At 43.5% G+C, this 22,899-nt stretch carries 24 protein-coding genes; 15 read left to right on the top strand and 9 right to left on the bottom strand.

Annotation, left to right across the window (positions count from 1 at the left end; genetic code table 11):
- Positions 1–6 precede the first annotated feature (6 nt).
- From C505_RS0104325 to C505_RS0104290, 8 genes are all read left to right on the top strand, one after another.
- Complete coding sequence (locus C505_RS0104325; protein ID WP_018691364.1) at positions 7–645, top strand: SCO family protein; 639 nt, start codon at positions 7–9, stop codon at positions 643–645.
- A 133-nt stretch (positions 646–778) separates the two neighbouring features.
- Positions 779–1,054: an STAS domain-containing protein gene (locus tag C505_RS0104320; protein WP_018691363.1), complete on the top strand. Its 276-nt coding sequence runs from the start codon at positions 779–781 to the stop codon at positions 1,052–1,054.
- A 3-nt stretch (positions 1,055–1,057) separates the two neighbouring features.
- Positions 1,058–1,420, top strand: a complete 363-nt coding sequence (locus C505_RS0104315) for a response regulator (protein WP_018691362.1) — start codon at positions 1,058–1,060, stop codon at positions 1,418–1,420.
- Between the two features lie 10 nt (positions 1,421–1,430).
- Positions 1,431–3,515: a chemotaxis protein CheA gene (locus C505_RS0104310; RefSeq protein ID WP_018691361.1), complete on the top strand. Its 2,085-nt coding sequence runs from the start codon at positions 1,431–1,433 to the stop codon at positions 3,513–3,515.
- Positions 3,512–4,063, top strand: a complete 552-nt coding sequence (locus C505_RS0104305) for a chemotaxis protein CheW (RefSeq protein ID WP_018691360.1) — start codon at positions 3,512–3,514, stop codon at positions 4,061–4,063. Before C505_RS0104310 ends, C505_RS0104305 begins: the two co-directional genes overlap by 4 nt.
- Before the next feature lie 63 nt (positions 4,064–4,126).
- Positions 4,127–4,978, top strand: a complete 852-nt coding sequence (locus C505_RS0104300) for a CheR family methyltransferase (RefSeq protein WP_018691359.1) — start codon at positions 4,127–4,129, stop codon at positions 4,976–4,978.
- Positions 4,979–4,990: 12 nt separating this feature from the next.
- Positions 4,991–5,605: a chemoreceptor glutamine deamidase CheD gene (gene cheD / locus C505_RS0104295; protein ID WP_018691358.1), complete on the top strand. Its 615-nt coding sequence runs from the start codon at positions 4,991–4,993 to the stop codon at positions 5,603–5,605.
- Positions 5,606–5,625: 20 nt separating this feature from the next.
- Positions 5,626–6,681: a protein-glutamate methylesterase/protein-glutamine glutaminase gene (locus C505_RS0104290; protein ID WP_018691357.1), complete on the top strand. Its 1,056-nt coding sequence runs from the start codon at positions 5,626–5,628 to the stop codon at positions 6,679–6,681.
- A gap of 15 nt (positions 6,682–6,696) precedes the next feature.
- On the opposite strand, the gene C505_RS0104285 is transcribed toward C505_RS0104290, so the two are convergent.
- Positions 6,697–7,725, bottom strand: a complete 1,029-nt coding sequence (locus tag C505_RS0104285) for a polysaccharide deacetylase family protein (protein WP_018691356.1) — start codon at positions 7,723–7,725, stop codon at positions 6,697–6,699.
- 19 nt (positions 7,726–7,744) lie between these two features.
- On the opposite strand from C505_RS0104285, the gene C505_RS0104280 reads away from it, so the two are divergent.
- Complete coding sequence (locus tag C505_RS0104280) at positions 7,745–9,079, top strand: MATE family efflux transporter (RefSeq protein WP_018691355.1); 1,335 nt, start codon at positions 7,745–7,747, stop codon at positions 9,077–9,079.
- On the opposite strand, the gene C505_RS0104275 is transcribed toward C505_RS0104280, so the two are convergent.
- Both C505_RS0104275 and nfuA read right to left on the bottom strand, forming a co-directional pair.
- On the bottom strand, positions 9,039–9,299 hold the full coding sequence (locus tag C505_RS0104275; RefSeq protein ID WP_018691354.1) for a hypothetical protein: 261 nt from the start codon (positions 9,297–9,299) through the stop codon (positions 9,039–9,041). The two genes, C505_RS0104280 and C505_RS0104275, sit on opposite strands and share 41 nt — an antisense overlap.
- Positions 9,300–9,364: 65 nt before the next feature.
- Entirely contained in the window at positions 9,365–9,943 is a 579-nt protein-coding gene (gene nfuA / locus C505_RS0104270) for a Fe-S biogenesis protein NfuA (RefSeq protein ID WP_026317732.1), read from the bottom strand.
- A 167-nt stretch (positions 9,944–10,110) separates the two neighbouring features.
- Here nfuA and C505_RS0104265 point away from each other — a divergent pair, with 167 nt between their 5' ends.
- Entirely contained in the window at positions 10,111–12,672 is a 2,562-nt protein-coding gene (locus tag C505_RS0104265) for a M14 family zinc carboxypeptidase (protein WP_018691352.1), read from the top strand.
- A 12-nt stretch (positions 12,673–12,684) separates the two neighbouring features.
- Here C505_RS0104265 and C505_RS0104260 read toward each other — a convergent pair whose 3' ends face one another.
- Positions 12,685–13,383, bottom strand: a complete 699-nt coding sequence (locus tag C505_RS0104260) for a ComF family protein (RefSeq protein WP_018691351.1) — start codon at positions 13,381–13,383, stop codon at positions 12,685–12,687.
- Positions 13,384–13,440: 57 nt separating this feature from the next.
- On the opposite strand from C505_RS0104260, the gene bioH reads away from it, so the two are divergent.
- The 4 genes from bioH to C505_RS0104240 all read left to right on the top strand — a co-directional run bounded on the left by bioH (position 13,441) and on the right by C505_RS0104240 (position 16,915).
- On the top strand, positions 13,441–14,175 hold the full coding sequence (bioH, locus tag C505_RS0104255; protein WP_018691350.1) for a pimeloyl-ACP methyl ester esterase BioH: 735 nt from the start codon (positions 13,441–13,443) through the stop codon (positions 14,173–14,175).
- A 141-nt stretch (positions 14,176–14,316) separates the two neighbouring features.
- Positions 14,317–14,628 (top strand): hypothetical protein, encoded by a 312-nt coding sequence (locus C505_RS0104250; protein WP_018691349.1) that lies wholly within the window; start codon positions 14,317–14,319, stop codon positions 14,626–14,628.
- A gap of 8 nt (positions 14,629–14,636) precedes the next feature.
- Complete coding sequence (locus tag C505_RS0104245) at positions 14,637–15,464, top strand: putative metalloprotease CJM1_0395 family protein (protein WP_018691348.1); 828 nt, start codon at positions 14,637–14,639, stop codon at positions 15,462–15,464.
- A 242-nt stretch (positions 15,465–15,706) separates the two neighbouring features.
- Positions 15,707–16,915, top strand: a complete 1,209-nt coding sequence (locus C505_RS0104240; protein ID WP_018691347.1) for a cyanate transporter — start codon at positions 15,707–15,709, stop codon at positions 16,913–16,915.
- Here C505_RS0104240 and C505_RS0104235 read toward each other — a convergent pair.
- Entirely contained in the window at positions 16,872–17,849 is a 978-nt protein-coding gene (locus tag C505_RS0104235) for a LysR family transcriptional regulator (protein ID WP_169336999.1), read from the bottom strand. The two genes, C505_RS0104240 and C505_RS0104235, sit on opposite strands and share 44 nt — an antisense overlap.
- Before the next feature lie 200 nt (positions 17,850–18,049).
- Between C505_RS0104235 and C505_RS23455 the strand changes: the two genes are divergently transcribed.
- Entirely contained in the window at positions 18,050–18,856 is an 807-nt protein-coding gene (locus tag C505_RS23455; protein WP_169336998.1) for a sterol desaturase family protein, read from the top strand.
- Positions 18,857–18,937: 81 nt separating this feature from the next.
- Here the strand turns inward: C505_RS23455 and C505_RS0104225 are convergent, their stop codons facing one another.
- The 4 genes from C505_RS0104225 to greB all read right to left on the bottom strand — a co-directional run bounded on the left by C505_RS0104225 (position 18,938) and on the right by greB (position 22,894).
- Positions 18,938–19,279, bottom strand: coding sequence for a hypothetical protein (locus tag C505_RS0104225; RefSeq protein ID WP_018691344.1), 342 nt, complete (start codon positions 19,277–19,279; stop codon positions 18,938–18,940).
- A gap of 72 nt (positions 19,280–19,351) precedes the next feature.
- Positions 19,352–19,765 (bottom strand): hypothetical protein, encoded by a 414-nt coding sequence (locus C505_RS0104220; RefSeq protein WP_211215050.1) that lies wholly within the window; start codon positions 19,763–19,765, stop codon positions 19,352–19,354.
- 110 nt (positions 19,766–19,875) lie between these two features.
- The gene (locus tag C505_RS0104215) at positions 19,876–22,194 is read right to left on the bottom strand and encodes a Tex family protein (protein ID WP_018691342.1); all 2,319 of its coding nucleotides are present in this window, start codon (positions 22,192–22,194) and stop codon (positions 19,876–19,878) included.
- Positions 22,195–22,414: 220 nt separating this feature from the next.
- Positions 22,415–22,894: a transcription elongation factor GreB gene (gene greB / locus C505_RS0104210; RefSeq protein WP_018691341.1), complete on the bottom strand. Its 480-nt coding sequence runs from the start codon at positions 22,892–22,894 to the stop codon at positions 22,415–22,417.
- Positions 22,895–22,899 lie beyond the last annotated feature (5 nt).

Here is a 22,899-nt window from a genome sequence, read left to right as displayed (position 1 = left end):
TAAGGAATGAGTAAATACTTACTTTTAATCATTAGTCTTCTCGCTTTTGGCTCTGGTGTTTTTGCTTGGAAATATCAATCTCCTTCTCGTCATGATGTGAAAGCACTCTGGTATGAAGCACCGCGAGTGATGCAACCCTTCTTACTTGAGCAATCTGGTGGCGGTACCTTCACTGAAAAAAGCCTTGAAGGAAAATGGAGCCTGATCTTTCTTGGATTTACCTCTTGCCCGGATGTTTGCCCAACAACCATGTCCAAGCTAGCTGGTATTTATCCCGCAATCACAGAAGCAACATCGATTGAGTCCCAGATAGTTATGGTCTCTGTCGACCCTAGGCGAGATAGCGTTGAAAAGTTGTCACAATACGTCCAATACTTTAATCCGAAGTTTATTGGCGCAACTGGCAAACATAAAACACTATACCCTTTTACTCGACAACTGGGTCTCATGTACGTCATGGTAGATGATGAACATGCTGAAGGCTCATATTCCGTTGATCACAGTGCCTCAATCGTACTAATTAATCCAAAAGCTGAGGTTGAGGCTATCTTCAAACCTGCTTTTATCAAAGGCAAAATACCAACCGTTGATGAGCAACAGCTCGTCAAGGATTTCACGATTATCAGCCAAGCTTGGTCAGCATAATAATCAAAGCGCTTTACATTGGTAAAGCGCTATCCCTCCTAAAATACGTCCCCTGAAAATGGACAATCTGCCATCTCGGTCTATGCTTTTTCAATATGAGGAATAAAGGTCGCCATAACAAGGATTTATTCCAATGTTGGAACTTCCTGAAAAGCTTATAATTCAAGAGATTGAAGACATATATCAGTCCCTACTTGAAGCACAAGAAAGTACAGATGAACTCTGCCTAGATGGGCACGCTGTAACCAAAGCAGATACAGCAGCTATACAGTTACTATGCAGTTTGAAACAGCATCTTGAAAGTCAGAATAAAACATTGAAATGGCAGGCACCATCAGAAATGCTCATCGAGTCAGCAACACTGCTGGGAATGTCAGATTATCTTGAGCTAACCGTCCAAGAGGAATAATTCATGAAAAAAATTCTCGCGGTTGATGACTCTGCATCAATGCGTCAAATGGTAAGTTTCACCTTAAAGAAAGCCGGGTTTGATGTAACGGAAGCAAAAGATGGAAACGAAGCTCTGACCATTGCGAAGTCGAACCAGTTTGATGCCGTGATTTCTGATGTGAATATGCCCGGCATGGATGGGATCACGCTGATTAGGGAATTGAGAGGTTTACCCGATTATAAATTCACACCGATGCTGATGCTCACCACCGAAAGTGGCATGGATAAAAAAACTGAGGGTAAAGAGGCAGGCGCAACAGGTTGGATTGTGAAACCTTTTAATCCAGAACAACTCTTAGCTGTGATGAATAAAGTCATTCGCTAGCGAGGCGATTATGAGCATCGATCTGAGTCAATTCTTCGAAGTTTTCTTTGAGGAAAGCTTTGAAGGTCTTGACATCATGGAAGCCGAGTTGTTAGCACTGACACCTGGTACCCATGATCTTGAGACGATTAATACGATATTTCGTGCGGCTCACTCAATCAAAGGCGGTAGTGGAACGTTTGGATTCACCGTTGTTTCAAACTTTACCCATGTTCTCGAAACCCTCCTTGATCAGATCAGAGATGGGCGCCGGGCGCTGGAACAACAGCATATTGATCTCCTTTTACTGTCTGTCGACTGTTTACGTGATTTATTGTCCGCTTTAAAAGCTGAAGAAGTACCCGATGAAGCAGTCGCTAATAAGCTTAAAGCTGATTTTGAATCTATCTTGGCAGATGGTGTTTGTGGTGAATATGCTGCCAATGAATCAGAAGATAAGCCATCATCAACACAATCCTCTGGTTGGGCAATCAAGTTTTTTCCATTTCCTTATTTATTCAAAACAGGTAACGAGCCGCTTTATATGCTGCATGAATTGGAAGCACTCGGCAAGTTAACCATTACCGCAGACCTTTCTCATATTCCTGAATTTTCGAAGCTTGTACCTGATGAATGTCATGTTGGTTGGGACATTGAACTCCATGGCAATATTGAGAAAGAACAAATTGAAGAAATCTTCGAGTGGGTATTAGATGATTGCGACTTCAGCCTGAACCCAATTGGAGAAGTGACTCCCTCTGCTGAAGTTGAGGATACAAAAGAAGAGTCAGAGCCATCTATAGAGCCTCCAGCTCAAGTCAGTGAAGAGAAAAAAGAGACAAAACCCACACCCACTCAAGCAGCAAAAGCACCTTCGGCTGTAAAAAAAGGTGAAACAAACTCCATTCGAGTTGCAATAGATAAAGTGGACTCGTTGATCAACATGGTTGGAGAACTCGTGATCACCCAAGCGATGCTTTGTCAGCTGGCTGAACGGGAATTTGATGAAAACAATGTCAATATGCTCCAGGAAGGACTCGCACAACTTTCTCATAACACTCGTGATTTACAAGAAAGTGTGATGCGGATCAGAATGCTGCCGATTAGTTTTGTCTTTAGCCGCTTTCCACGCCTTGTTCGGGATATTTCCCAAAAACTTAATAAGAAAGTTGAGCTAAAGCTCATCGGCGAACAAACGGAACTCGATAAGACGGTCATGGAAAAGCTAAGTGACCCGATGGTGCACTTGGTTCGGAACTCGTTGGATCATGGCCTTGAATCTCCAGAAGCGCGTGTTGCGGCTGGTAAAGATGAAACGGGTTCAGTCACACTGAATGCCTTTCACCAAGGTGGTAATATTGTCATCGAAATCATTGATGATGGTGCAGGGCTCAACTCGGAGAAAATCCGTGCGAAAGCAATCGAGAATCACATCATCTCAGAAAATGAAGAATTAAGTGAGTCTGAAGTACATGATTTGATTTTCCGCCCTGGTTTCTCCACAGCAGATGAAGTGAGTGACATTTCGGGGCGTGGCGTCGGAATGGATGTTGTCAGAAGAAATATTCAGGAGCTGAATGGGTCGATTGAGGTCAATTCAGTCGCCGGAGAAGGTTCAACATTCCGTATCCGACTGCCATTAACCCTAGCGATTCTGGATGGTCAACTTGTCCGGGTTGCTGATCATACCTATATCATTCCACTGATCAGTATCATTGAATCATTGCAGGTCGACATTGAGAAAGTTAACAACGTCGGTGGTAGTGTTGAAGTGCTCAGGCTACGCGATGAATACATTCCAATTCTCAGACTTTACCAGCTTTTCAAACATGAGAATGCAATCACTGAGTTGGAGCATGGTTTACTTGTTGTCGTTGAAACAGACAATGAAAAAGTTGGCCTACTCGTTGATGATCTCCTTGCCCAACAGCAAGTCGTTATAAAGAGTCTAGAAAATAATTACCAACGTATTGAAGGCATCTCTGGCGCGACCATTCTCGGAGATGGCAGAGTCTCGCTTATTGTTGATATTGCAGGCCTGATTAAACTCGCAGGTTTGAAAAAACCAGGCAAGCAAGGCTTATCCATTGATTCTCTAATTCAGGAAATGGCATGACTGATATCGCAACAACCGAAGAAGACATCAAGGAACAGAGCGTTGAATACGATCATGAAGAACATGAACTTGAAGCAACTGGAGAAAGCCGCCAGTTCCTCACGTTTATGATGGACGATGAAGAATACGGTGTTGATATTCTGAGTGTGCAAGAAATCCGGGGCTGGGAGCCAGCAACCGTGTTACCAAATGCGCCAGATTATGTGAAAGGCGTTATCAACCTTCGTGGAACCATTGTGCCCGTTGTTGATCTTCGGCAACGATTTGGTCTGGATTCCATGGAATACGGTGCTATTACGGTTGTTGTTGTTGTGAAAGTCTCTTTAGAAAACAATGATGAGAAAATCATCGGTTTGGTTGTCGATGCGATTTCTGATGTGTACACCGTCAAAGCGGAAAATATGCGGCCAGCACCTGATATTACTGAACATGCGAATGCAGAATTTATCGAAAATCTTATGAATGTTGAGAAGAACATGGTCGTATTGCTCAATTTGCCAAGGTTAATGGAGTTTTCACAAAGCTCAGCGGTACAGGCCACCAGCTAGTTTCCCAAGCTGACCAACGATAACTATGAAATATCAAAGAAGAATAGAGGAACGACTGAGGCGATGGAATCCATGACACAAAAAGATCCCAGTCAATTTTGTGACAAAGAGTTTCCGATGACCGATAAGGATTTCGAGTTCATCTGCGAATTGGTTTATAACACTTGTGGCATCGTTCTCGGTGATCACAAACGTGAAATGGTTTACTCCAGACTTGCTAGGCGCATTCGCAGCATCGGATTAAGAGATTTCAAAGAGTACTGCGAACTCATCAATCAAAAGAACAGTCCTGAGTTGAGCGAATGCATTAACTCAATCACGACCAATCTGACGTCGTTCTTTCGAGAAAATCATCACTTTGAGTTCCTAGAAAATAAAGCACTCGCAGAAATGAAAAGTCGTCATTCAGTTGATAAACGTGTCCGCATTTGGTCAGCTGGCTGCTCATCTGGAGAAGAGCCATACAGTATTGCAATCACACTCGCAAAACACTTTCCAACACCTTGGGACTTTAAAGTCCTCGCTACAGATTTAGACTCCAATATGCTCTATAAAGCAAAAAATGGTATTTATGCCGAGGATTCTGTCGATGGATTACCGAGCGAGAAAATGGAGCGAGGCTTTGTCCGCTCAAAAGCAAATCGGCAGGTCAAGGTTAAACCCGGTATTCAAGAACATATTCAGTTTAAACGGCTCAATCTACTTCAGCAATGGCCAATGAAAGGACCATTCGACGTCATTTTTTGCAGAAATGTTGTGATTTACTTTGACCAACCAACCAAAGTGAGATTATTTGAGCGCTATTGGGATATGTTGGCGGATGGAGGTTATTTATTTCTTGGTCATTCAGAAAGTCTCAGCAAAGATAGTCCAAATTTTAAGTCTGTTGGACGTACTATTTATCAGAAGATTTAGAAAGAGCATACCATGCAACCAACACTTAATGGCTTCCACAACATCAAACGATATATCGACAAACACCGTCGAATGGTGGTTGCAAAAATTTTGCCTGGTGAATTTTACGTTACAAAAGAAAATGAACTCGTCACAACCGTACTTGGGTCTTGTATTTCTGCCTGTATCTGGGATGACATTATGGGTATTGGCGGGATGAATCATTTTATGCTGCCCTGTCAAAACAAACATTCACCAGATGCAGGAATTGACACAAGCTATGCATGCCGTTATGGCGATTGGGCCATGGAATATCTCATCAATGAAATATTAAAAAATGGCGGCTCAAGGAGCAATCTACGAGTGAAGATTTTCGGTGGTGGGAAAATCCTAAACGCGATGACAGATATTGGCAACGGAAATATCCAATTTGCGAAGGAATTTTTAAGTAAGGAACAACTGAGTATTGTTGCCGAAGACATCGGTGGACCTTGGCCTCGGAAAGTTTTTTTTCATCCGAACTCTGGGAAAGCGCAGGTGAAGAAACTCAAATCACTTCATAACGATACAATAGAACGCCGCGAAAAAGAATATATGCAAAATATCGAAGTTGAAGAGAAATCTTCGGGCGATATTGAATTGTTCTAACCACGATCTTCAGAGGAAAAATGATGCAAAAAAAAATTAGAGTCCTCGTGATCGATGATTCGCACTTTGTCAGAACAATGCTGACGGAAATCCTGACTTGTGATGATATCGAAGTCATCGACACTGCGAATGACCCCTACGAAGCCAGAGAAAAAATTAAAGAGCTGAATCCCGACGTTCTCACACTGGACGTTGAGATGCCAAAAATGAATGGCGTTACTTTCTTGAAAAACTTGATGCGACTTCGTCCAATGCCTGTTGTGATGGTTTCGACACTCACGGAAGAAGGTGCACCGACCACACTGGAGTCACTCGAACTTGGTGCCGTGGATTATTTTGCAAAGCCAAAACAAAACTTGATGGAAAACTTACCGCTATATACAGATCAATTAAGAGAAAAAGTGAGAGTCGCATCCAAAGCAAATATTGTCGCAACTTCTGTGAAAAAACACTCTGTCGGAAAAAATATCGGCAAGAAAGACATTCAGTATCGACCAAACATTCTTGTGGCTATTGGCGCATCAACTGGTGGGACGGAAGCTCTGAAAGAAGTCATTTCAAATCTTCCCGCGGATTTCCCTCCCGTCGTCATCACACAGCATATTCCGCCTGTATTTAGCAGCTCATTCGCAAAACGGGTTGATCAATGCAGCCAGATGCGTGTCTTTGAGGCACACGACGGGATGAAGATCAAACAGGGATGCGTCTATATCGCACCCGGCGATCAGCATTTGGTGTTAAAAAAAGTCAATTACGACTTATTCTGCCAACTGCTAGACACACCGCCAGTCAATCGTCACCGCCCTGCTGTCGATGTTCTTTTTGACTCAGTCGCCGAACTCAAAGGCCGACATGCTATCGGGTGTATTTTAACTGGGATGGGAAACGATGGTGCCAAGGGGTTACTCAAAATGAAGGAGGCAGGTGCGATTACCTTGGTTCAAGACGAAAAGACATCCGTTGTCTGGGGTATGCCTCGCGTCGCCTATGAAATGGGAGCCGCAGATAAAGTGCTCCCTCTCAATAAAATCGCAGATCAAATCATCCATTTCTCTGCATTACCGAAAAAAGCTTAACGCTATCGCCGTTCATCATTCTGTTTTACTTGGTTCTCTCATCACAAGCCATGGCTGTGAGAACCAGTAAAATCGACCAGGTTGGCTCATGGAAGGTGCCGTACAATTATAGCGAGAGCGCCCCATCGGTAATGCTGACTTTGCCTGGATCGTCAAACGAACTTGGTTTTTACCCATCTTTTCAATCGTAGGCTGCACAGCTCCTTGTCCAGATACAAAGCACATGAGCTGTTTTGTTTTAAAGTCCTGAACTTGAAATACTATTGATAGTTTTGGCTTTTTTTCGTAAACCATGGGTTCTGGTAATTTCGATTTAAGATGAAAGGCTAAACTCTTTAACTTGGTTTTCAACGCATTCAAATCCGCATAAATGCCTGAAGCTGGAAAACGCGGGATCCGCGTGAAATCAGTAGACGGGCCAACAGCACCTGAGTGTTGCCCTATCCCAATAAAGTGATGTTGACTTAAAAATTGCTGAAGCTTTGGTGAAAATTCACCATATGGGTATGCAAATATACGATATGAAGTCCCCAGATGCTTTCTGAGTGCTTCTTCTGCGACGAGGATTTCTTTCGAGAAATATTGAGTACTGTCCTGTCTTTCCTGACGAACCATGTAGTCATGATGTTGACTGTGGTTTGCAATCGTTACTCCCTCGTCCTGAAGCGTCTTTAACTGCCCCCAGGTCATTGCGCTGCCATGTTTGTTTTCAACCATGAGTGGATTGACAAAGACAGTGTAAGGAAATTGATATTCATTGAGAATCGGACGTGCATTTTCAAAAACGTTCTTATACCCATCATCAAATGTAATCGCGACCGCTTTACTTGGCAGTGGTTTGTTTTTTTTCAATGCATCGAGCATCTCAGGTAAAGCTATCACCTGAAACTTTTCATATTTCAGGTACGCCATATGTTCACGGAATTTTTTCGGCGAAATAGACGTGATTTGTGGGGTGTGATCACTGACATGATGATACTGTAGAATAACGGCTGCATTCCCGAGCAGGGGAAAGTGTAACAATAAGGCAAGCCAATACTTCATTTTGTTCTCCGGGGTTCTAATGTCGCAACGCATCTCACATCGCCAGTTTTTATCTATTGCCTTTCCAATGATATTGTCGAATATCACTGTCCCACTTCTTGGCCTTGTTGATACAGCCGTTGTTGGTCACCTTCCAGATGCAGCCTTTTTAGGCGGTATTGCCGTTGGTAATATGTTGATGACTTTCTTAATCTGGCTGTTTGGCTTCATGAGAATGTCAACGACAGGGCTTGTGGCGCAGGCTTTTGGACAATCTGATTTCAAAAAAGTGCAACGTCATCTGATGCAAAGCGGACTCATGGCGCTTATTTTGGCAGGTTTTATCATCTTATTTCAATACCCGATTGCACAGATCACCTGGGTGCTCACAGGTGCAAGTGAAATTGTCACAACTCATGCAGAGACCTATTTTTCCATTCGTGTTTGGGGATTACCCGCTGCAACCTTAAATCTTGTTTTTCTCGGCGTATTAATTGGACTGCAAAAAGGAAAAGGCCCCATGGCCTTATTGATCATTTCAAACCTAGTCAATATGTCCCTTGATGTCCTATTTGTTTTTGGCTTCAATTGGGAGATTGCTGGTGTCGCCTGGGCTTCTGTCATTGCTGAATATACAGGTCTATTTATCGCACTCTATCTCTTAAGGGATCACATTTCACAAATTGTGCTGCAAATAAAAACAAAGACCTTTCGTCTATTTTCAAAACAAACAAGTTTTAAGCACCTGATACTGGTGAACCGCGATATCCTGATCCGCTCACTTACCCTACAACTCTGCTTTGTTTTTATGACGATGCAGGGTGCAAAGCTTGGCGATGAAATCATCGCCGCGAATACCGTGTTACTGAACTTTTTTATGTTGATTTCATTTGTATTAGACGGAGTCGCTTACGCGGCTGAAGCACAAATTGGCCAAGCAGCAGGTAGAAAAGATCACAATATAATGAAGCAATCCTTAAGCATTGCCACCTTATGGACTGGCTGTTTTACTTTGGTTTTTACACTGCTTTTTTTCCTTGGAGGAAAAACACTGGTTTCACTCCTCACTGACCTGGACTCTGTTCGCCAAACCGCCCAACCCTACCTGATCTGGCTAGCTGTTCTGCCCTTGGTTGCAACATGGTGCTTTTTATTAGATGGGGTTTTTGTCGGATTGATGGATACAAAGTCTATGCGAAATATGATGTTGATATCTGCAATGTGTGGTTTTCTGCTCCCTTGGTCACTCACACAACATTGGGGAAATCACGGCCTATGGTTTGCCATGAATTGCTTTATGCTGACACGCTCGTTATCTTTGGGGGGAGTGTTCTTTAAGCGTCATTGGCGCGACGTGGCGGCACCCGCTTCATAACTTGTGCAAAGCGATTGGCAAAAATCCCAAGATAACCAATTGCTGCCAAACCAATTGCCGGGACAAGTAAAATCAACCCGAGCAATTGCCAGTAGGCTTCGTGAAAATAACCGTAGACAATCGCCCCAGCACCAACAGCAAAAAGCAAAAGCCCAATCAAAAAAACCTTGAGGCTGCGTTTTGGGTTTGCGCCGAGGCGATAAATCAGCGGTTTTAGCATTTGCTATCTCACATTCAACAATCGAATGATCAACATTATTTTATTCAATGATCTGTCTTCTTATATTAATAATAAGAATGTTCACCGTGCTGATGCTCTGTGACGTCTTTGACGCCTGATAGCTCACCTTCGAAACGGGCAAGCAGTTCTTTTTCAATGCCTTCTTTCAGCGTCACGTCAACCATCGAACACCCATTACAACCCCCACCAAATTGCAGGATTGCATACCCTTCTTCTGTGATCTCCATGACCATGACTTTACCGCCATGATTTGCAAGCTGCGGATTAATTTCTGACTCAATCACATACTGCACTCGTTCCATCAAGGGCGCGTCATCAGAGACCTTTCTCATTTTCGCATTGGGTGCTTTGAGTGTCAGTTGAGAGCCCATTGCATCTGTTACAAAGTCAATTTCAGCTTCATCTAGAAAAGGAGAGCTTTCCTCGTCAATCACCGCATCGAAGCCTTCAAAAGACAATCGAATATCCGTCGGTTCTACGGATTCTGGTGGGCAATAAGAAACACCGCACTCCGCTTGTGGTGTGCCTGGGTTTACAACAAAAACACGGATGTTCGTGCCTTCGCCTTGGCTGGAAAGAAGCTTTGCAAAATGTGTTTGTGCTTCTGTAGAAATCGAAATCATTGCGGCCATCCAAATTACTTGACTAAAGTACTCAGTTTCTCAATATGATACTCCCCTTTATACTTAGGATCTAGCGGAAGGATCGCATGATGTTGGGCGAAGAAATAGGAAAGTCGCCAGACACAGGTTAATATATAACTTATGTATCCATTAATAACTTAAAGCAAATGAAGCAGTTATTTGGTTGTTTTCTTATATTTTTCAGTGCAATTATTCACGCCTTGCCAACTCACCAATTCTTTCCTGAAGGACATCCATTTGATCCCAATATTCCAACACCAGAATCTGTTATTGGTGTCGAGATTGGTCAATGGCACCTTCGACATGATCAGCTGATTCGATATATTTCTTTGGTTGCTGAACGAAGTGAGCGCCTACAACTCGAAAAAATAGGTGAAACACACCAAAAGCGCTCACTTTATCTGCTTAAAGTTTCCTCGGCTGGGAATCTAGCAAAATTATCCCATATTCAGGCACAACACCGTCAGGCATTAATGTCCCCATCGTTCCGAACAACAGAAGACAAAGCGATAGTTTGGATGGGCTATAGCGTCCATGGTGATGAGGCCAGTGGCTCGAATGCGGTCGCCCCGCTCGTCTACTATCTTGCCGCTTCTCAAAGTGAAACTGTCTCTCAGTGGCTGGATAAAATGGTGATCTTGATCGATCCGAGTTTAAACCCTGATGGCATGGATCGATTCGCAAACTGGGTGAATATGCATCGCAGTACTGTCCCAAACCCAGATCCTGTGAACCGAGAGCATGTCCAAGGCTGGATCCGCGGACGTGTGAATCATTACTGGTTTGACTTAAATCGAGACTGGTTATTATTACAACACCCAGAGTCTCGCGCACGTGTCGCTCAATTTCACCAATGGAAGCCAACCGTATTAACAGACTCCCACGAAATGGGTTCAAACAGTTCTTTCTTTTTCCAACCAGGGATCCCATCTCGCAAGAACCCCCTTACACCACAAAAAAATGTTGAGTTGACCAAAAAGCTTGCGACCTATCATGCAAAAGCACTTGATGAGAAAAAGCAGCTTTATTTTACAGAAGAGAGCTTTGACGACTTCTATTTTGGCAAAGGTTCAACATATCCAGATATCAATGGCAGTGTTGGTATTCTATTTGAACAAGGCTCTAGCAGAGGACACGCAAAACAAGTTGAACATGGTGTTTTGACCTTTACCCAAGCCATTCAAAATCAAATCACCACGAGCTTATCTACCCTAAAAGGGAGTTTTGAAAACCGACTCGTACTGCTCAACTACCAGAGCAAGTTTTATGAAGAAAGCCGTGAACAGGCCGAACAAGATAAAATGGCTGGCTACCTTGTTGACACAGAAGGCGATCTTTATCGAACACAAGCATTCTTGAGTATACTTGCGCAGCATCAGATTCAAGCTTACCCGCTCACAAAAGATTATGAAGGAAAGCAGAAAACATACCATCAAGAAAACACTTATTTCATTCCATTGAAACAAGCGCAGTACCGTTTGATCAAAGCGTTGTTTATGACGCAAACAAATTTCAAAGATAATTCTTTTTATGACGTTTCAGCCTGGACGCTCCCGTATGCTTTTGATTTTCCATTTGAGGTTGTCAAAAGGAGAGCTTCTGTCTCATTTGCAGCACACCCTTGGGAAGCGCAAAGCAAGAACACATTTCCTGAGTTCAATAGTGAGCATGCTGCCTACGGGATCCGCTGGAACAACTCCGCAGCAGCTAAAGCCGTTCACTCACTACTTTCCCAGAGGCTTTATCTCAAAGTGGCTAGCCAAGAATTTACAGCAACCACACCAACTGGAGAGCAAACCTTTGCTGCTGGAACTGTATTTTTGCCTGCTGGTTTACAGAAAATACCAACCAATCAACTCCATGTTATTTTAATAAAAACGATGGAAACATATGGTGTTGCTATCGAGCCTATCTCTTCAGCATTAACCTCAAAGGGCATTGATTTAGGCAGCTCTTCGGCCTATGCCCTCAAGCAGCCCAAAGTACTCATTGTCGGTGGTAAACAAACGAACCCTTATGAAGCTGGTGAGGTCTGGCATTATCTGGATATCCACCTCGGCATTTCCCCAACGATTGTTGAGCTGGATCGACTCCACAAAATTCAACTCTCTCACTATACACATGTGGTCATGGTCGATGGCAACTATCAAGGGATCTCTGAAGCCTTAACCGAAAAGGTGATGCGTTGGGTCAAACAAGGTGGTGTCCTTTGGGGCCAAAGGAAAGCTGCAAAGTGGCTAGCACAACAAGGGCTGCTCAAAATGAGCTTTAAAGGACAGCCGGAGCTGAATAAATTGTTCCCTGGAAATACGGTTCGATATGCGCAACAAGATGATCATGCTTCGAAAAAGCGTATTGCCGGTGCAATCTTTGCGACACAAATCGACACATCCAATCCTCTTGGATTCGGTTTACAAGAGGAGGCGCTACCTGTATTCAAGCGGGGAACTTTTTCCTTTAAACCACATGCATTCGGTGCCGTCAATGTAGCCACTTATCAAGAAAAACCACTACTGAGTGGGTTTACAGCCAAGCCATATCAAAAAGCCTTATCTGGACAAACCGTCCTTGCGGCACACAAACTAGGCCGTGGGCAAGTGATCGCCTTTGCGGATAACCCTGTTTTCCGAGGCTTTTGGTATGGATCAAGTCGGTTACTTGGTAATGCAATCTTCTTTGGTCATATCTTAGATACGCCAGGAGATTAAAAACCGAAACAGCTAAATCCGGAAACAATAGTCATGAATGCGGTCATTTGCACAAGCGAAGACCCATAAACAAACCCGACCTGCACCTGCTTTTTTGAGGGTGCGGGCTGCTTCGTTTGCCGTGTGCCCAGTCGTGATCACATCATCAATCAAAATAATCGTCTCTCCATTGAGCCTCCGTGAAGCAAATGAATGCCGCATCCGAAAACGTGATTGACGCTTCGCTTGTGCTTGCGGACTTGTGTAACGACATTTTGATAAAATATTCTCTCCAATAGGGTAACCTCTTTGGGCTGCAACTTCTTTTGCTATCAGCTGACTTTGGTTATAACCACGACGCATAAAGCGAAGGAAATGGATTGGCATGGGGACTAAGATACCAGAAGGCTCAGTCACTTGATTTGCGTCCAGCCAATCCACCAACATGTTTCCCATCAGACGCCCTAATAAAAGCTGGCGGCCAAATTTCAATGTTTGAATAAAGTCGGTATATGGCGGCACATAGGGTACGACTGCAAACACTTGATCCACATAATTACAATGGGTATTTGCCTCAATTGTTGGTATATGTATCAGGGAAGGAAGTGAGCCAGGGTAATAGATCCGCAGTTGATCGTGTTTACAATGGATACACACTAACTGTGTATCACCCGAGAGTGGTTGCCGACAGATCACGCAGTTGGCGAGTTTATCTTTGAAAAAACGGTTCATGCATTCCTGTTCCTTCAGGTATGATCCATAAAACCATCCTACTGAAATGAGTCACTGATGACAAAACAAACTTTGGTCCTGCTTCATGGTTGGGGTATGAATCAAGGCGTATGGCAAGGCGTTATTCCTGCTCTGTCCGAACACTTTCACGTGCTTCCACTGGATTTGCCGGGATTTGGTGCTTTACATGATCTCACCGATCATCAATCACTGGAAGCCATGACAAATATCATCGCAAAAGATATTCCTGATCAAAGCCTCCTCCTTGGCTGGTCACTTGGTGGCCTTGTAGCAATTCACCTTGCTGCTACATATCCAGAAAAGGTTTGTCAATTACTCCTGGTCGCCAGCTCCCCCAAATTTGTCCACTGTGAATCATGGCCTGGGATCAAACCTGAAATCTTACAAAACTTCGGCCTACAATTGAGTCAGGATATCCCCAAAACGATCGAACGTTTTTTAAAAATTCAGGCGATGGGCAGCCCAACGCTACGCAATGATATTCGTGAACTGAAAGCCGATATCGAACAATACCCCTACCCAACCCAAGAGACGTTGGCTGCAACACTGACACTGTTGTCAAACACTGACTTACGTCAAACACTCGCTGGACTCAACGCACCGATCCAATTATTTTTGGGTAAATTGGATACTCTCGTTCCGGTGACAAATTTAGAGAATATTCAAGCTCTCAATCCTCACCTTCGCGCTCACGTCTTCGAAAAAGCATCTCATGCGCCGTTTATCTCACATCCTATTGAATTTGTGGAAGCTTTAGCTCAACTCGCTTAAACGCTCCTTTTATGGGTATAACAAAAAGCACTGAATACTCAAACTTTAGTGCTTATTCTCTCTAATCATGGGCTTCCTATTTACTCTGAAAAGGTTAATAATTAGACGTATGGTGGTGTATCTCCAGAGGGAGCGAAGCATATGACAGAAATCAACGGCGCACTATCAGCCGGATTACAAGGTTTTCAGCGAGCCTCTTTGGGTGTGTCTGAAGCATCCAATGATATCGCACGTCAACCCGTTGTGGAGCAGCAACAAAGGGAACAACAGCAGCAAGTCCAGCAGGCTGACCAAGCAATTCGAAATGAGCAACCGCTCGAAACAGCAGCGCCACCCAATGTGACAAACAGTCTGACACAGCTTGTCACCGAACAGACAAACGCAGCTGCCAATGCGAGAACGATTGAGACTGCCGACGAAGTCCTTGGCACAATAATCGACGTCACGGTATAGTCAAGCTCGTGAACATTGTAACGACGTATCCGACCATCAACCTTGTTACCGCGAACCCTTCGACGGAGTTGGCGCGCAACGATAATGTCCAGCGCGAACTCATCCAGCAAACGACCGAACTCGATGAATATTCCCCCGAGAAAGGTGTGGGTGAACGTGAACGTTCGGGCTCTTCTCAAAACCAACAGGCAGAGGGCAAGCAAGCTCAGCGTCAAGATGTTGATGAAGATGGGCGTAATGGTAATCAGCAAGAACGCCAGCAGAAAGAAGATCAACGCGAACAAAAACAGGAACAACAAGACCAGCAAAGGCTAGAAAAGTTAAAAGCAAGAGATCGAGAAGTCCGCGCACACGAGCAAGCACATGCAGCGGTCGGCGGTCAATACGCAGGTTCGCCAAGTTACACATTTGAAAAAGGCCCTGACGGTAACAATTATGCAGTCGGTGGAGAAGTTCAAATTGACGTCTCCCCTGTTCCAAATGACCCGCAAGCAACGATTCAAAAAATGCAAGTTGTCAAAGCCGCAGCACTTGCACCAGCTGAGCCTTCGGGTGCTGATCGACGCGTTGCGGCAAAAGCCACACAAGAAATCGCCAATGCACAGGTTGAACTGACCAAAGTTCAAGCAGAAGAAGTTCGCGCCAGATTGGAAACAGACGACAACAGTGAAGAAGCAACGTCCATCGCTGTTCGTTCTAAGGAAGACTCGGAAAATTTTGTAGGACCACAACAACCACAACGCGATCCATCAATTGATGAACGCGCTGGCCGTATCGCAAATTTCTACCAACGTTCAACGGCACCGGCCGATCAGAGTTTCTTCCAAGTCGCTTAAGCACAGAACCTCATCCTTCAATGCAACTTTTTCGATCCATGGTACTCAGGCTCAGCACTCAACTCTCATAATTTCATTGGGACAAAGCTTTCTACCAACAGCATGAGCGATAGCTACATTCCTTGAGCCGTGATAACGAGCCCCTTATCGAAAAATCCAATGGGTCAATCGGATCTTTCATTTTTCATCCGTGAATTTTCCGTATGTAATCATGGAACTGATCCAATGGAGCACAACAACTGATGATGACCACTTCCAGAAGTACGAGTGTCTTATTATGTATCATCTTTATTTTGATAGGACTGAACTTACGCCCCTCAATGGCTGCTATTGGCCCACTGCTCAATGCAATCCGTGACACAATACCGCTCAGTTATACTGTGATTTCATTACTCACAATGCTTCCCGTTCTCGCGATGGGCATTGCCATGTTTATCGGATTACGTATGACACAGGCTGCTGGGGAACACCGTGTTGTGAGTTTATCTTTGTTACTGATCGCAGTAGCAAGTTTATTCCGGTTTATCGCGGAAGATGAAATAAACCTCCTCATGACTGCGATGATTGCCGGCATTGGGATTGCGATGATCCAATCGATCATCCCTCAAATCATTAAATCACGTTTCCCAAAACACATTGAGCTATTCATGGGTGTCTATGTGACAGCCATTATGGGAGGCGCTGCCTTATCTGCTTCTACTGCACCATTTCTCGCAGAATTCTTTGATAGCTGGCAGGTGGCTTTGTCGATTTGGGCTGGGTTGGCTGTGTTCGCATTGCTCATTTGGCACACCATGAAAGAGCGTTTACAGAATAGCGATCATTTCACCCCAAGATCATCAAATAGACATTCATCCACATTTCAATTCACGCGTCATCCTCGTGCATGGCTATTAGGCATGTTCTTTGGTCTAGGTACATCCGCATATACCTGTGTCTTGGCTTGGCTACCACCTTATTATTTTGATTTGGGCTGGCAGGATAAAGAGTCTGGGTTGATTTTAGCTTTTTTGACATCCATGGAGGTATTGGCTGGTTTACTTATCCCCGCCATGGCGAGCCAAAGTGTTGATCGCCGCTGGATACTCAGTTGCTTATTAGGTAGTATCATTGCTGGTTTTATTGGGCTGATTATCGCTCCAACAGCATATGCACTGTTATGGGCCAGCCTTTTAGGGATCGGTATCGGTGGACTCTTCCCCATGAGTTTGATTGTGACCATGGACCATGTGGATGATCCAACACAAACGGGCAAGTTGACCACATTTGTTCAAGGAATTGGCTATATCATTGCCGCGATGTCGCCACTCGTTGCAGGATTCATCAAAGATACTTATTCGAGCTTTTCTGTTGCATGGCTAATACTCGCAATCATTGCCACGATGATGCTTTTCATCGGATGGCGATTTAAGCCTGTTGACTACCCGCTTCACTTTGCAAATGCGAATTGAGTGTTGTACACGCCTTTAAAATCTGTTTTCTTAACCAGAGATTTGCAGGTTGGCGAGTGTGTGAGGTATGCCATACCATCGCCACCTCAAATCCAGGTAAATCTTCTGGCGCTGGACGTGCATAAAGAAACGGGTACTTCTTCGAAACTTTTTGATAGATCTTTTCCGGTAGCATCATCATTATTTCAGGTGAACTCAGCATGTTTAAACCGGCGTAATAACCATTTGCTCGAATCGCAACTGGCCGAATGATGCCTTTTTGTTTGAGCCAGGACTCAACCATACAGTGACCACTTAACCAAGGTGTTGGAAAAACCTGTTTTTGAGTCAGCATCTCATCAATAGTTAAGGTCGAATCGCTCAGGGGCTTGCCCTCAAATACAGCGATTAATTTATCCGTCAGGATTGTTTCATGCTCAAGAGAGGATGGCAGATTTTCAAATCGATTAAGAGGCATGATGCCTAAGTCAATACGCTTACTCAATATCTCCTCGAATGGCACTTTGACATCTGGCCTGATCATTTCAATATGAATTTTTAACTCATGTTTGATAATGTCTTTCATGAGCATTGGCAAAATCAGGATCTCGAAGTATTCAGGGGCAAATATGATAAAACTGACTTTTTCATCTTTTGGGGAGAAAATAACCTTTTCATCCACACAGTCAGAAATTTTTTCTAAAATTACTTTAACGGAATCCGCAATACTTTTTGCCTTTTGAGTCGGCATCATACCACTTCTCGTTGGGATAAATAGCTCATCCTCAAAAACATTTCTCAGACGATTTAAACTATAACTTACCGTCGATTGGCTAAGAGATAAAAGCTCCGAGGTGGCCGTCACATTATGTAAAGCATAAAGCGTGTGAAATATTTCTAACGCTTGAAAATCCAGTTTTCTGACTTTTTGTCTTAACATTACCTTATTTTCCATCCTTCTATTCCTATCCATTTTCTGTACATGACTGCCTACTCATCGCGCTCGCTCTGACTTTACCACCTAAGCATAAAGTCATAAATAGGGTAAATGCTTGATATTATTTTAAATCGGAATGAGAATAAAAATTATTTTCTTTTATAGGCACAGCATGCTGGGTAGAATAATGCTTCATGTACCTTAGCTGGATCAATTCTATGAACCTACAAGTCATCCTCATCTACATCATCACCGGACTTTTATTGCAATTTCTTGCCAGTAAATTTCCATTTCGCAAATTAGAGCAACCGCGAGAATACAAATGGGATATCGCAAGTGTCCTTGGCGCTACACTTTTTTCAGCGTTGTTTTGGATGCTTCTTGGTACACCATTGATTATATTTTTTCTGGATTTGCCTTGGATCAGTAGCTTACAACCGGATATTTCAGCGATTCCACCGATTCTCATTGGACTGATACAACTCCTGTTTACAGACTTTTTGTTTTACTGGGCACATCGACTATTACACACCCAATTATTTTGGCATGCGCATGCATGGCATCATGCGCCGAAACACCTATGGTGGTTAGCTGGTTTGAGAGCTTCGCCATTGCATGTGGTTTTGATGGGTTTACCGCTTGTGATTTCATACTTAGCATTTCCAACTGCACAAGGGGGCACCATGATCGTCATTTTGATCATCATTCGTGTCCTCAACCAACATTGGATCCATTCAAACGTTCGTTTTCCGTTTGAGCGCCAGTTAGAATGGATCATCGTGACGCCAAGAGTGCACTTTGTCCATCACCATGTTGAACGACGCTTTTCTGACAAAAACTTTGGGTTTATTTTTTCATTCTGGGATCGATTATTTGGGACTTTTGTTCACCCAGATGTCGTTCAAGGCGAAAAGCTCGGCCTGAACTATAAAAATACAAACTTACGATTGTTGCTTGGGGTTCCACCAAAGAATAAAAAAATACAGGAAAAATCCGATAGCGCTTTCAAAGACGCTCAATCATAGTCAGGATAGGTGATCTAGTTTTATTGATTCATGAGCAGCTTCAAACGATTAAGGTTGAAGCTGTTCGGATGATAAGTAAAATCACTTTTCTAGATATGGTGAAACCACGAGGTAAACCTTTCCTTCTTCAGTCTGGATCGTCACCAACTTCCCTGGTTCTGCGCTAATTTTTGGTGCTAATTGAAAGTCATTTGCTCTGACATCCAATGATACCGCTAATGTGTCATCCTTATTCTCATTCACCAAAACTGACGCTTCGAAGTCTTCACCTGTTATCATCGTTGCAGTCTCGTTTAATCGAACAATAAAACTTGGAGAAAAAACATTTTTATTATCCACTGTGACGTTGATATCAACCATATAATTCGCACTCAGGAGAGAGAAGGATGAGAAAAGCAGTGATGAAAGAAAGAACGTTTTCATTTGTTGTACACCTTATCGTTTTTATGCGCATGTAGAATTTTAAGAATATTTCTTCATTCACACAACAACCGATTAAAAAAGAAAGGATTTCTCTTTTGTTTTCACAACAGGTTGCTCGATTTTCTGCGCTTTTGGTATTTCACACATAAAAGCAACACCACGGATCACATAGGCAAAACTTGAACAATGTGCATCCTGACCAGGAAACTGGTGTGCATCCATCCGAACATAATTGGCTTGTAATGATTTCGCCTGTGATTTGAGGATGCGATATGCCCCAACATATGTTCCTGTCTGAAAGCCGACACAACCAGAACCATGCTGCGCCTCGACTGGACCAAGCTCTTTACAATAGTTTGGTGGATCTTCTTTCGAGATCACGATATGTGCCGTCCCTTCCGGCTCTGCAGGGAGCTTCGCTGCACACCCAAAAAGCAAAAGCAGAGTGATCAAGAAAGCGACATTTAAGATTCGATTCATATTCACGATAATAAACAAGCCTGATAACAAATAAAAACACCTCCGCGATGGAGGTGTATCACAGTGTATTGTCACTGAACAATCAGCACAATACGCGTAAACGAAGGTATTTTGACCTATTTCTTCGCTTTTGCAAAGGCTTCTGCAAATGCGCTGCTCATAGCACTATTCATCGCATTGTCTTTCCTAGACTTTTGCTGTGATGAACGTTGTTTCTGTTTGGGCTGTGACGAACGTCCTTCCTTTGGCGAGCTTTGCTGTGACGCTTCATCCATACGCATGGTGAAGCTGATCCGCTTGCGCCCTAGGTCAACATCAAGGACCTTCACTTTCACAATATCACCTGCCTTGACCACTTCATGCGGATCAGAAACAAATTTATCTGTTAATGAAGAAATATGGACTAAGCCATCCTGATGGACCCCAACATCAACAAAAGCACCAAAGTTTGTGACGTTCGAGACGACACCTTCCAAGATCAAGCCTGGCTTTAAATCCTGAATTGTCGATACCGCTTCATCAAAGCGAGCCGTTTTAAACTCAGGTCGCGGATCACGTCCAGGCTTATCTAATTCAGAGATAATATCCGTCACTGTTGGTAAACCAACATCATTGGTGACATAGCTCTTTGGATCCAGTTTTCTTAAGAATTCGGAATTCCCAATCACTTGGTCAACCTGAATATCATGATCACCGACAATTTGCTTCACAACATTATAAGACTCGGGGTGAACAGCAGAAGCATCTAACGGGTTATCGCCATTTGAGATTTTTAAGAAACCTGCCGCCTGCTCGAATGCTTTCGGCCCAAGACGCGTTACTTTCTTGAAAAGCTGTCGATTCTGAAAACGCCCATGCTCATCTCGGTAAGCAACAATGTTATTCGCAAGCGTCTTATTGAGACCAGAAACTCTTGCGAGTAGTGGTGCAGAAGCCATATTCACATCAACACCGACTGCATTCACACAGTCCTCTACAATCGCATCAAGACTTTTCGCCAAATCACTTTGGTTGACGTCATGCTGGTATTGGCCGACACCAATAGACTTTGGTTCGATTTTAACTAATTCTGCCAATGGGTCCTGTAATCTTCTTGCAATAGACACCGCACCACGTAACGAAACATCGAGATCCGGGAATTCGTTTGCTGCAAACTCAGAAGCTGAATAAACCGATGCGCCTGCTTCACTCACCATCACCTTGGTCAATTGTAAGTCCGGGTTATCTTTCATCAGTTCACCAACAAGCTTGTCGGTCTCTCTGGAAGCCGTTCCATTCCCAATCGCAACCAGTTCTATCTTGTACTGTTTGCAGAGATTTGCCAAAACACGAATCGACTTGTCCCAGTGGTTTTGTGGTGCATGTGGGAAAATTGTCGATGTCGCTTGAAGTTTACCTGTGTCATCAACAACTGCGACTTTCACGCCTGTTCTCAATCCTGGATCCAATCCAAGTGTCGGTCTTGCACCTGCTGGTGCAGACATAAGTAGGTCTTTTAAATTCTTAGAGAAGACGTTGATTGCCTCAAGCTCAGATTTTTCTTTCATTTCGCCCAAGATTTCTGTTTCCAGATGCAGTGCGACTTTCACCTTCCATGTCCATTGAACAACAGACTTAAGCCAAGTATCAGCTTTCGCACCATCAAAAGACAAACCAACATGGTCAGCGATCATCTTCTCACAAACGGAGGACTTTGAAGTCTCTTCTTGCTCTGGCGCAGGATCGATATTGAGTTGCAACACGCCTTCGTTTCTACCACGAAACATCGCTAAAGCACGGTGTGAAGGAATACTGCGAACGGGTTCACTATGTTCAAAATAGTCTCGATATTTTGCCCCGGATTCCGCTTCACCTTTGACGAGCGTACTGGTGAGATGAGCCTCTCTTTTGAGGTGCTTTCTTACTTTTTCCAATAGCTTTGCGTCTTCAGCAAAACGCTCCATGAGAATATATTTCGCGCCTTCCAGAACAGCTTTGGTATCTGAAAAATTCTTTTCTGGATTGAGAAAATCTTGCGCTGCAACTTCCGGATCGGTATTCGGTTGTGAGAAAAGCAGATCTGCCAGCGGTTCGATGCCTGCTTCAATCGCGATTTGGCCTTTTGTTCTTCGTTTTGGTCGGTATGGGAGGTAGAGGTCTTCAAGCAGGGTTTTGTTATCTGCATCGAGGATATCTTTTTGTAACTCAGCAGTTAGTTTTCCCTGGTCTTCTATCGACTTTAAAATGACCCGACGGCGATCTTCCATATCTCGTAAATAGGAAAGCCGCTGTTCAAGTGTTCTCAATTGTGTATCATCCAGCCCGCCAGTTGCTTCTTTTCGATAGCGTGCAATAAATGGAACAGTCGATCCGTCATCTAACAACTTGACCGCTGAATCAATTTGCGAGACTTGGGCATTCAACTCTTTTGAGAGTTGCTGAGAAATACTAGGCATGAGACATACAATCCTTAATTATTGAGAACCTCCGTTGCTGCTCATTCATCGAAGATACAAGCAACAGATACAAATTTAACGTGTCACGGCAGTTTGTTTTCGCCAAAAATAAAGTTGAGATTACGCGAAATTATCAAACCTCATGAAGAAGTCCAATTATATAACACGAGAAGGCTGGGATGCACTGGAAAAAGAACTGAAAACATTTCAGCCCTGTAGGTTAGTTCTTCTCATAAAAAATAGAATGGATCACCCATTCCTTTTCCCCATCAGGGGTTTTCACATACACCGTATCATCTACTTCTTTTTTTAAGAGTGCACGAGCCATCGGTGAGTCGATTGAAATGTAATCTTTTTCATCGCCGTAGATTTCTTCAGGTCCAACAATCCGAAATTTCAGGACTTCACCATTGATATTCTCGACTTCAATCCAAGCCCCAAAAAATACTTTTCCTTCTTGCTGAGGAGAGTAATCAACAATTGTTAATTCTGGAAGAAGTTTTCGAATAAAATGGATACGACGATCGATTTGCCTTAACAAACGCTTGTTAAATGTGTAGTCAGCATTTTCTGAACGATCACCAAGGCTCGCAGCCCAAGACACAATCTTAGTGACTTCTGGCCTTTTTTTTCTCCAAAGATAGTCGTGCTCTTCCTTTAATTTGTTATAGCCCGCTCTGGTTATTAGTTTCGTTTTCACAATTG

The sequence above is a fragment of the Algicola sagamiensis DSM 14643 genome (genome assembly GCF_000374485.1).
GTDB classification, from domain to species: Bacteria; Pseudomonadota; Gammaproteobacteria; order Enterobacterales; family Alteromonadaceae; genus Algicola; species Algicola sagamiensis.
This window is presented reverse-complemented; position numbering and strand designations above follow the sequence as displayed.

Coding starts and splice junctions, on each gene's coding strand:
- C505_RS0104275 (WP_018691354.1), bottom strand. CDS start 9,299: ATGCTAAAACCGCTGATTTATCGCCTCGGCGCAAACCCAAAACGCAGC.
- C505_RS23455 (WP_169336998.1), top strand. CDS start 18,050: ATGAACCTACAAGTCATCCTCATCTACATCATCACCGGACTTTTATTG.
- C505_RS0104310 (WP_018691361.1), top strand. CDS start 1,431: ATGAGCATCGATCTGAGTCAATTCTTCGAAGTTTTCTTTGAGGAAAGC.
- C505_RS0104225 (WP_018691344.1), bottom strand. CDS start 19,279: ATGAAAACGTTCTTTCTTTCATCACTGCTTTTCTCATCCTTCTCTCTC.
- C505_RS0104215 (WP_018691342.1), bottom strand. CDS start 22,194: ATGCCTAGTATTTCTCAGCAACTCTCAAAAGAGTTGAATGCCCAAGTC.
- C505_RS0104285 (WP_018691356.1), bottom strand. CDS start 7,725: ATGAAGTATTGGCTTGCCTTATTGTTACACTTTCCCCTGCTCGGGAAT.
- C505_RS0104240 (WP_018691347.1), top strand. CDS start 15,707: ATGATGACCACTTCCAGAAGTACGAGTGTCTTATTATGTATCATCTTT.
- C505_RS0104315 (WP_018691362.1), top strand. CDS start 1,058: ATGAAAAAAATTCTCGCGGTTGATGACTCTGCATCAATGCGTCAAATG.
- C505_RS0104250 (WP_018691349.1), top strand. CDS start 14,317: ATGACAGAAATCAACGGCGCACTATCAGCCGGATTACAAGGTTTTCAG.
- C505_RS0104320 (WP_018691363.1), top strand. CDS start 779: ATGTTGGAACTTCCTGAAAAGCTTATAATTCAAGAGATTGAAGACATA.
- cheD (WP_018691358.1), top strand. CDS start 4,991: ATGCAACCAACACTTAATGGCTTCCACAACATCAAACGATATATCGAC.
- C505_RS0104290 (WP_018691357.1), top strand. CDS start 5,626: ATGATGCAAAAAAAAATTAGAGTCCTCGTGATCGATGATTCGCACTTT.
- C505_RS0104235 (WP_169336999.1), bottom strand. CDS start 17,849: ATGGAAAATAAGGTAATGTTAAGACAAAAAGTCAGAAAACTGGATTTT.
- C505_RS0104300 (WP_018691359.1), top strand. CDS start 4,127: ATGGAATCCATGACACAAAAAGATCCCAGTCAATTTTGTGACAAAGAG.
- C505_RS0104265 (WP_018691352.1), top strand. CDS start 10,111: ATGAAGCAGTTATTTGGTTGTTTTCTTATATTTTTCAGTGCAATTATT.
- bioH (WP_018691350.1), top strand. CDS start 13,441: ATGACAAAACAAACTTTGGTCCTGCTTCATGGTTGGGGTATGAATCAA.
- C505_RS0104280 (WP_018691355.1), top strand. CDS start 7,745: ATGTCGCAACGCATCTCACATCGCCAGTTTTTATCTATTGCCTTTCCA.
- C505_RS0104325 (WP_018691364.1), top strand. CDS start 7: ATGAGTAAATACTTACTTTTAATCATTAGTCTTCTCGCTTTTGGCTCT.
- C505_RS0104260 (WP_018691351.1), bottom strand. CDS start 13,383: ATGAACCGTTTTTTCAAAGATAAACTCGCCAACTGCGTGATCTGTCGG.
- nfuA (WP_026317732.1), bottom strand. CDS start 9,943: ATGATTTCGATTTCTACAGAAGCACAAACACATTTTGCAAAGCTTCTT.
- C505_RS0104305 (WP_018691360.1), top strand. CDS start 3,512: ATGACTGATATCGCAACAACCGAAGAAGACATCAAGGAACAGAGCGTT.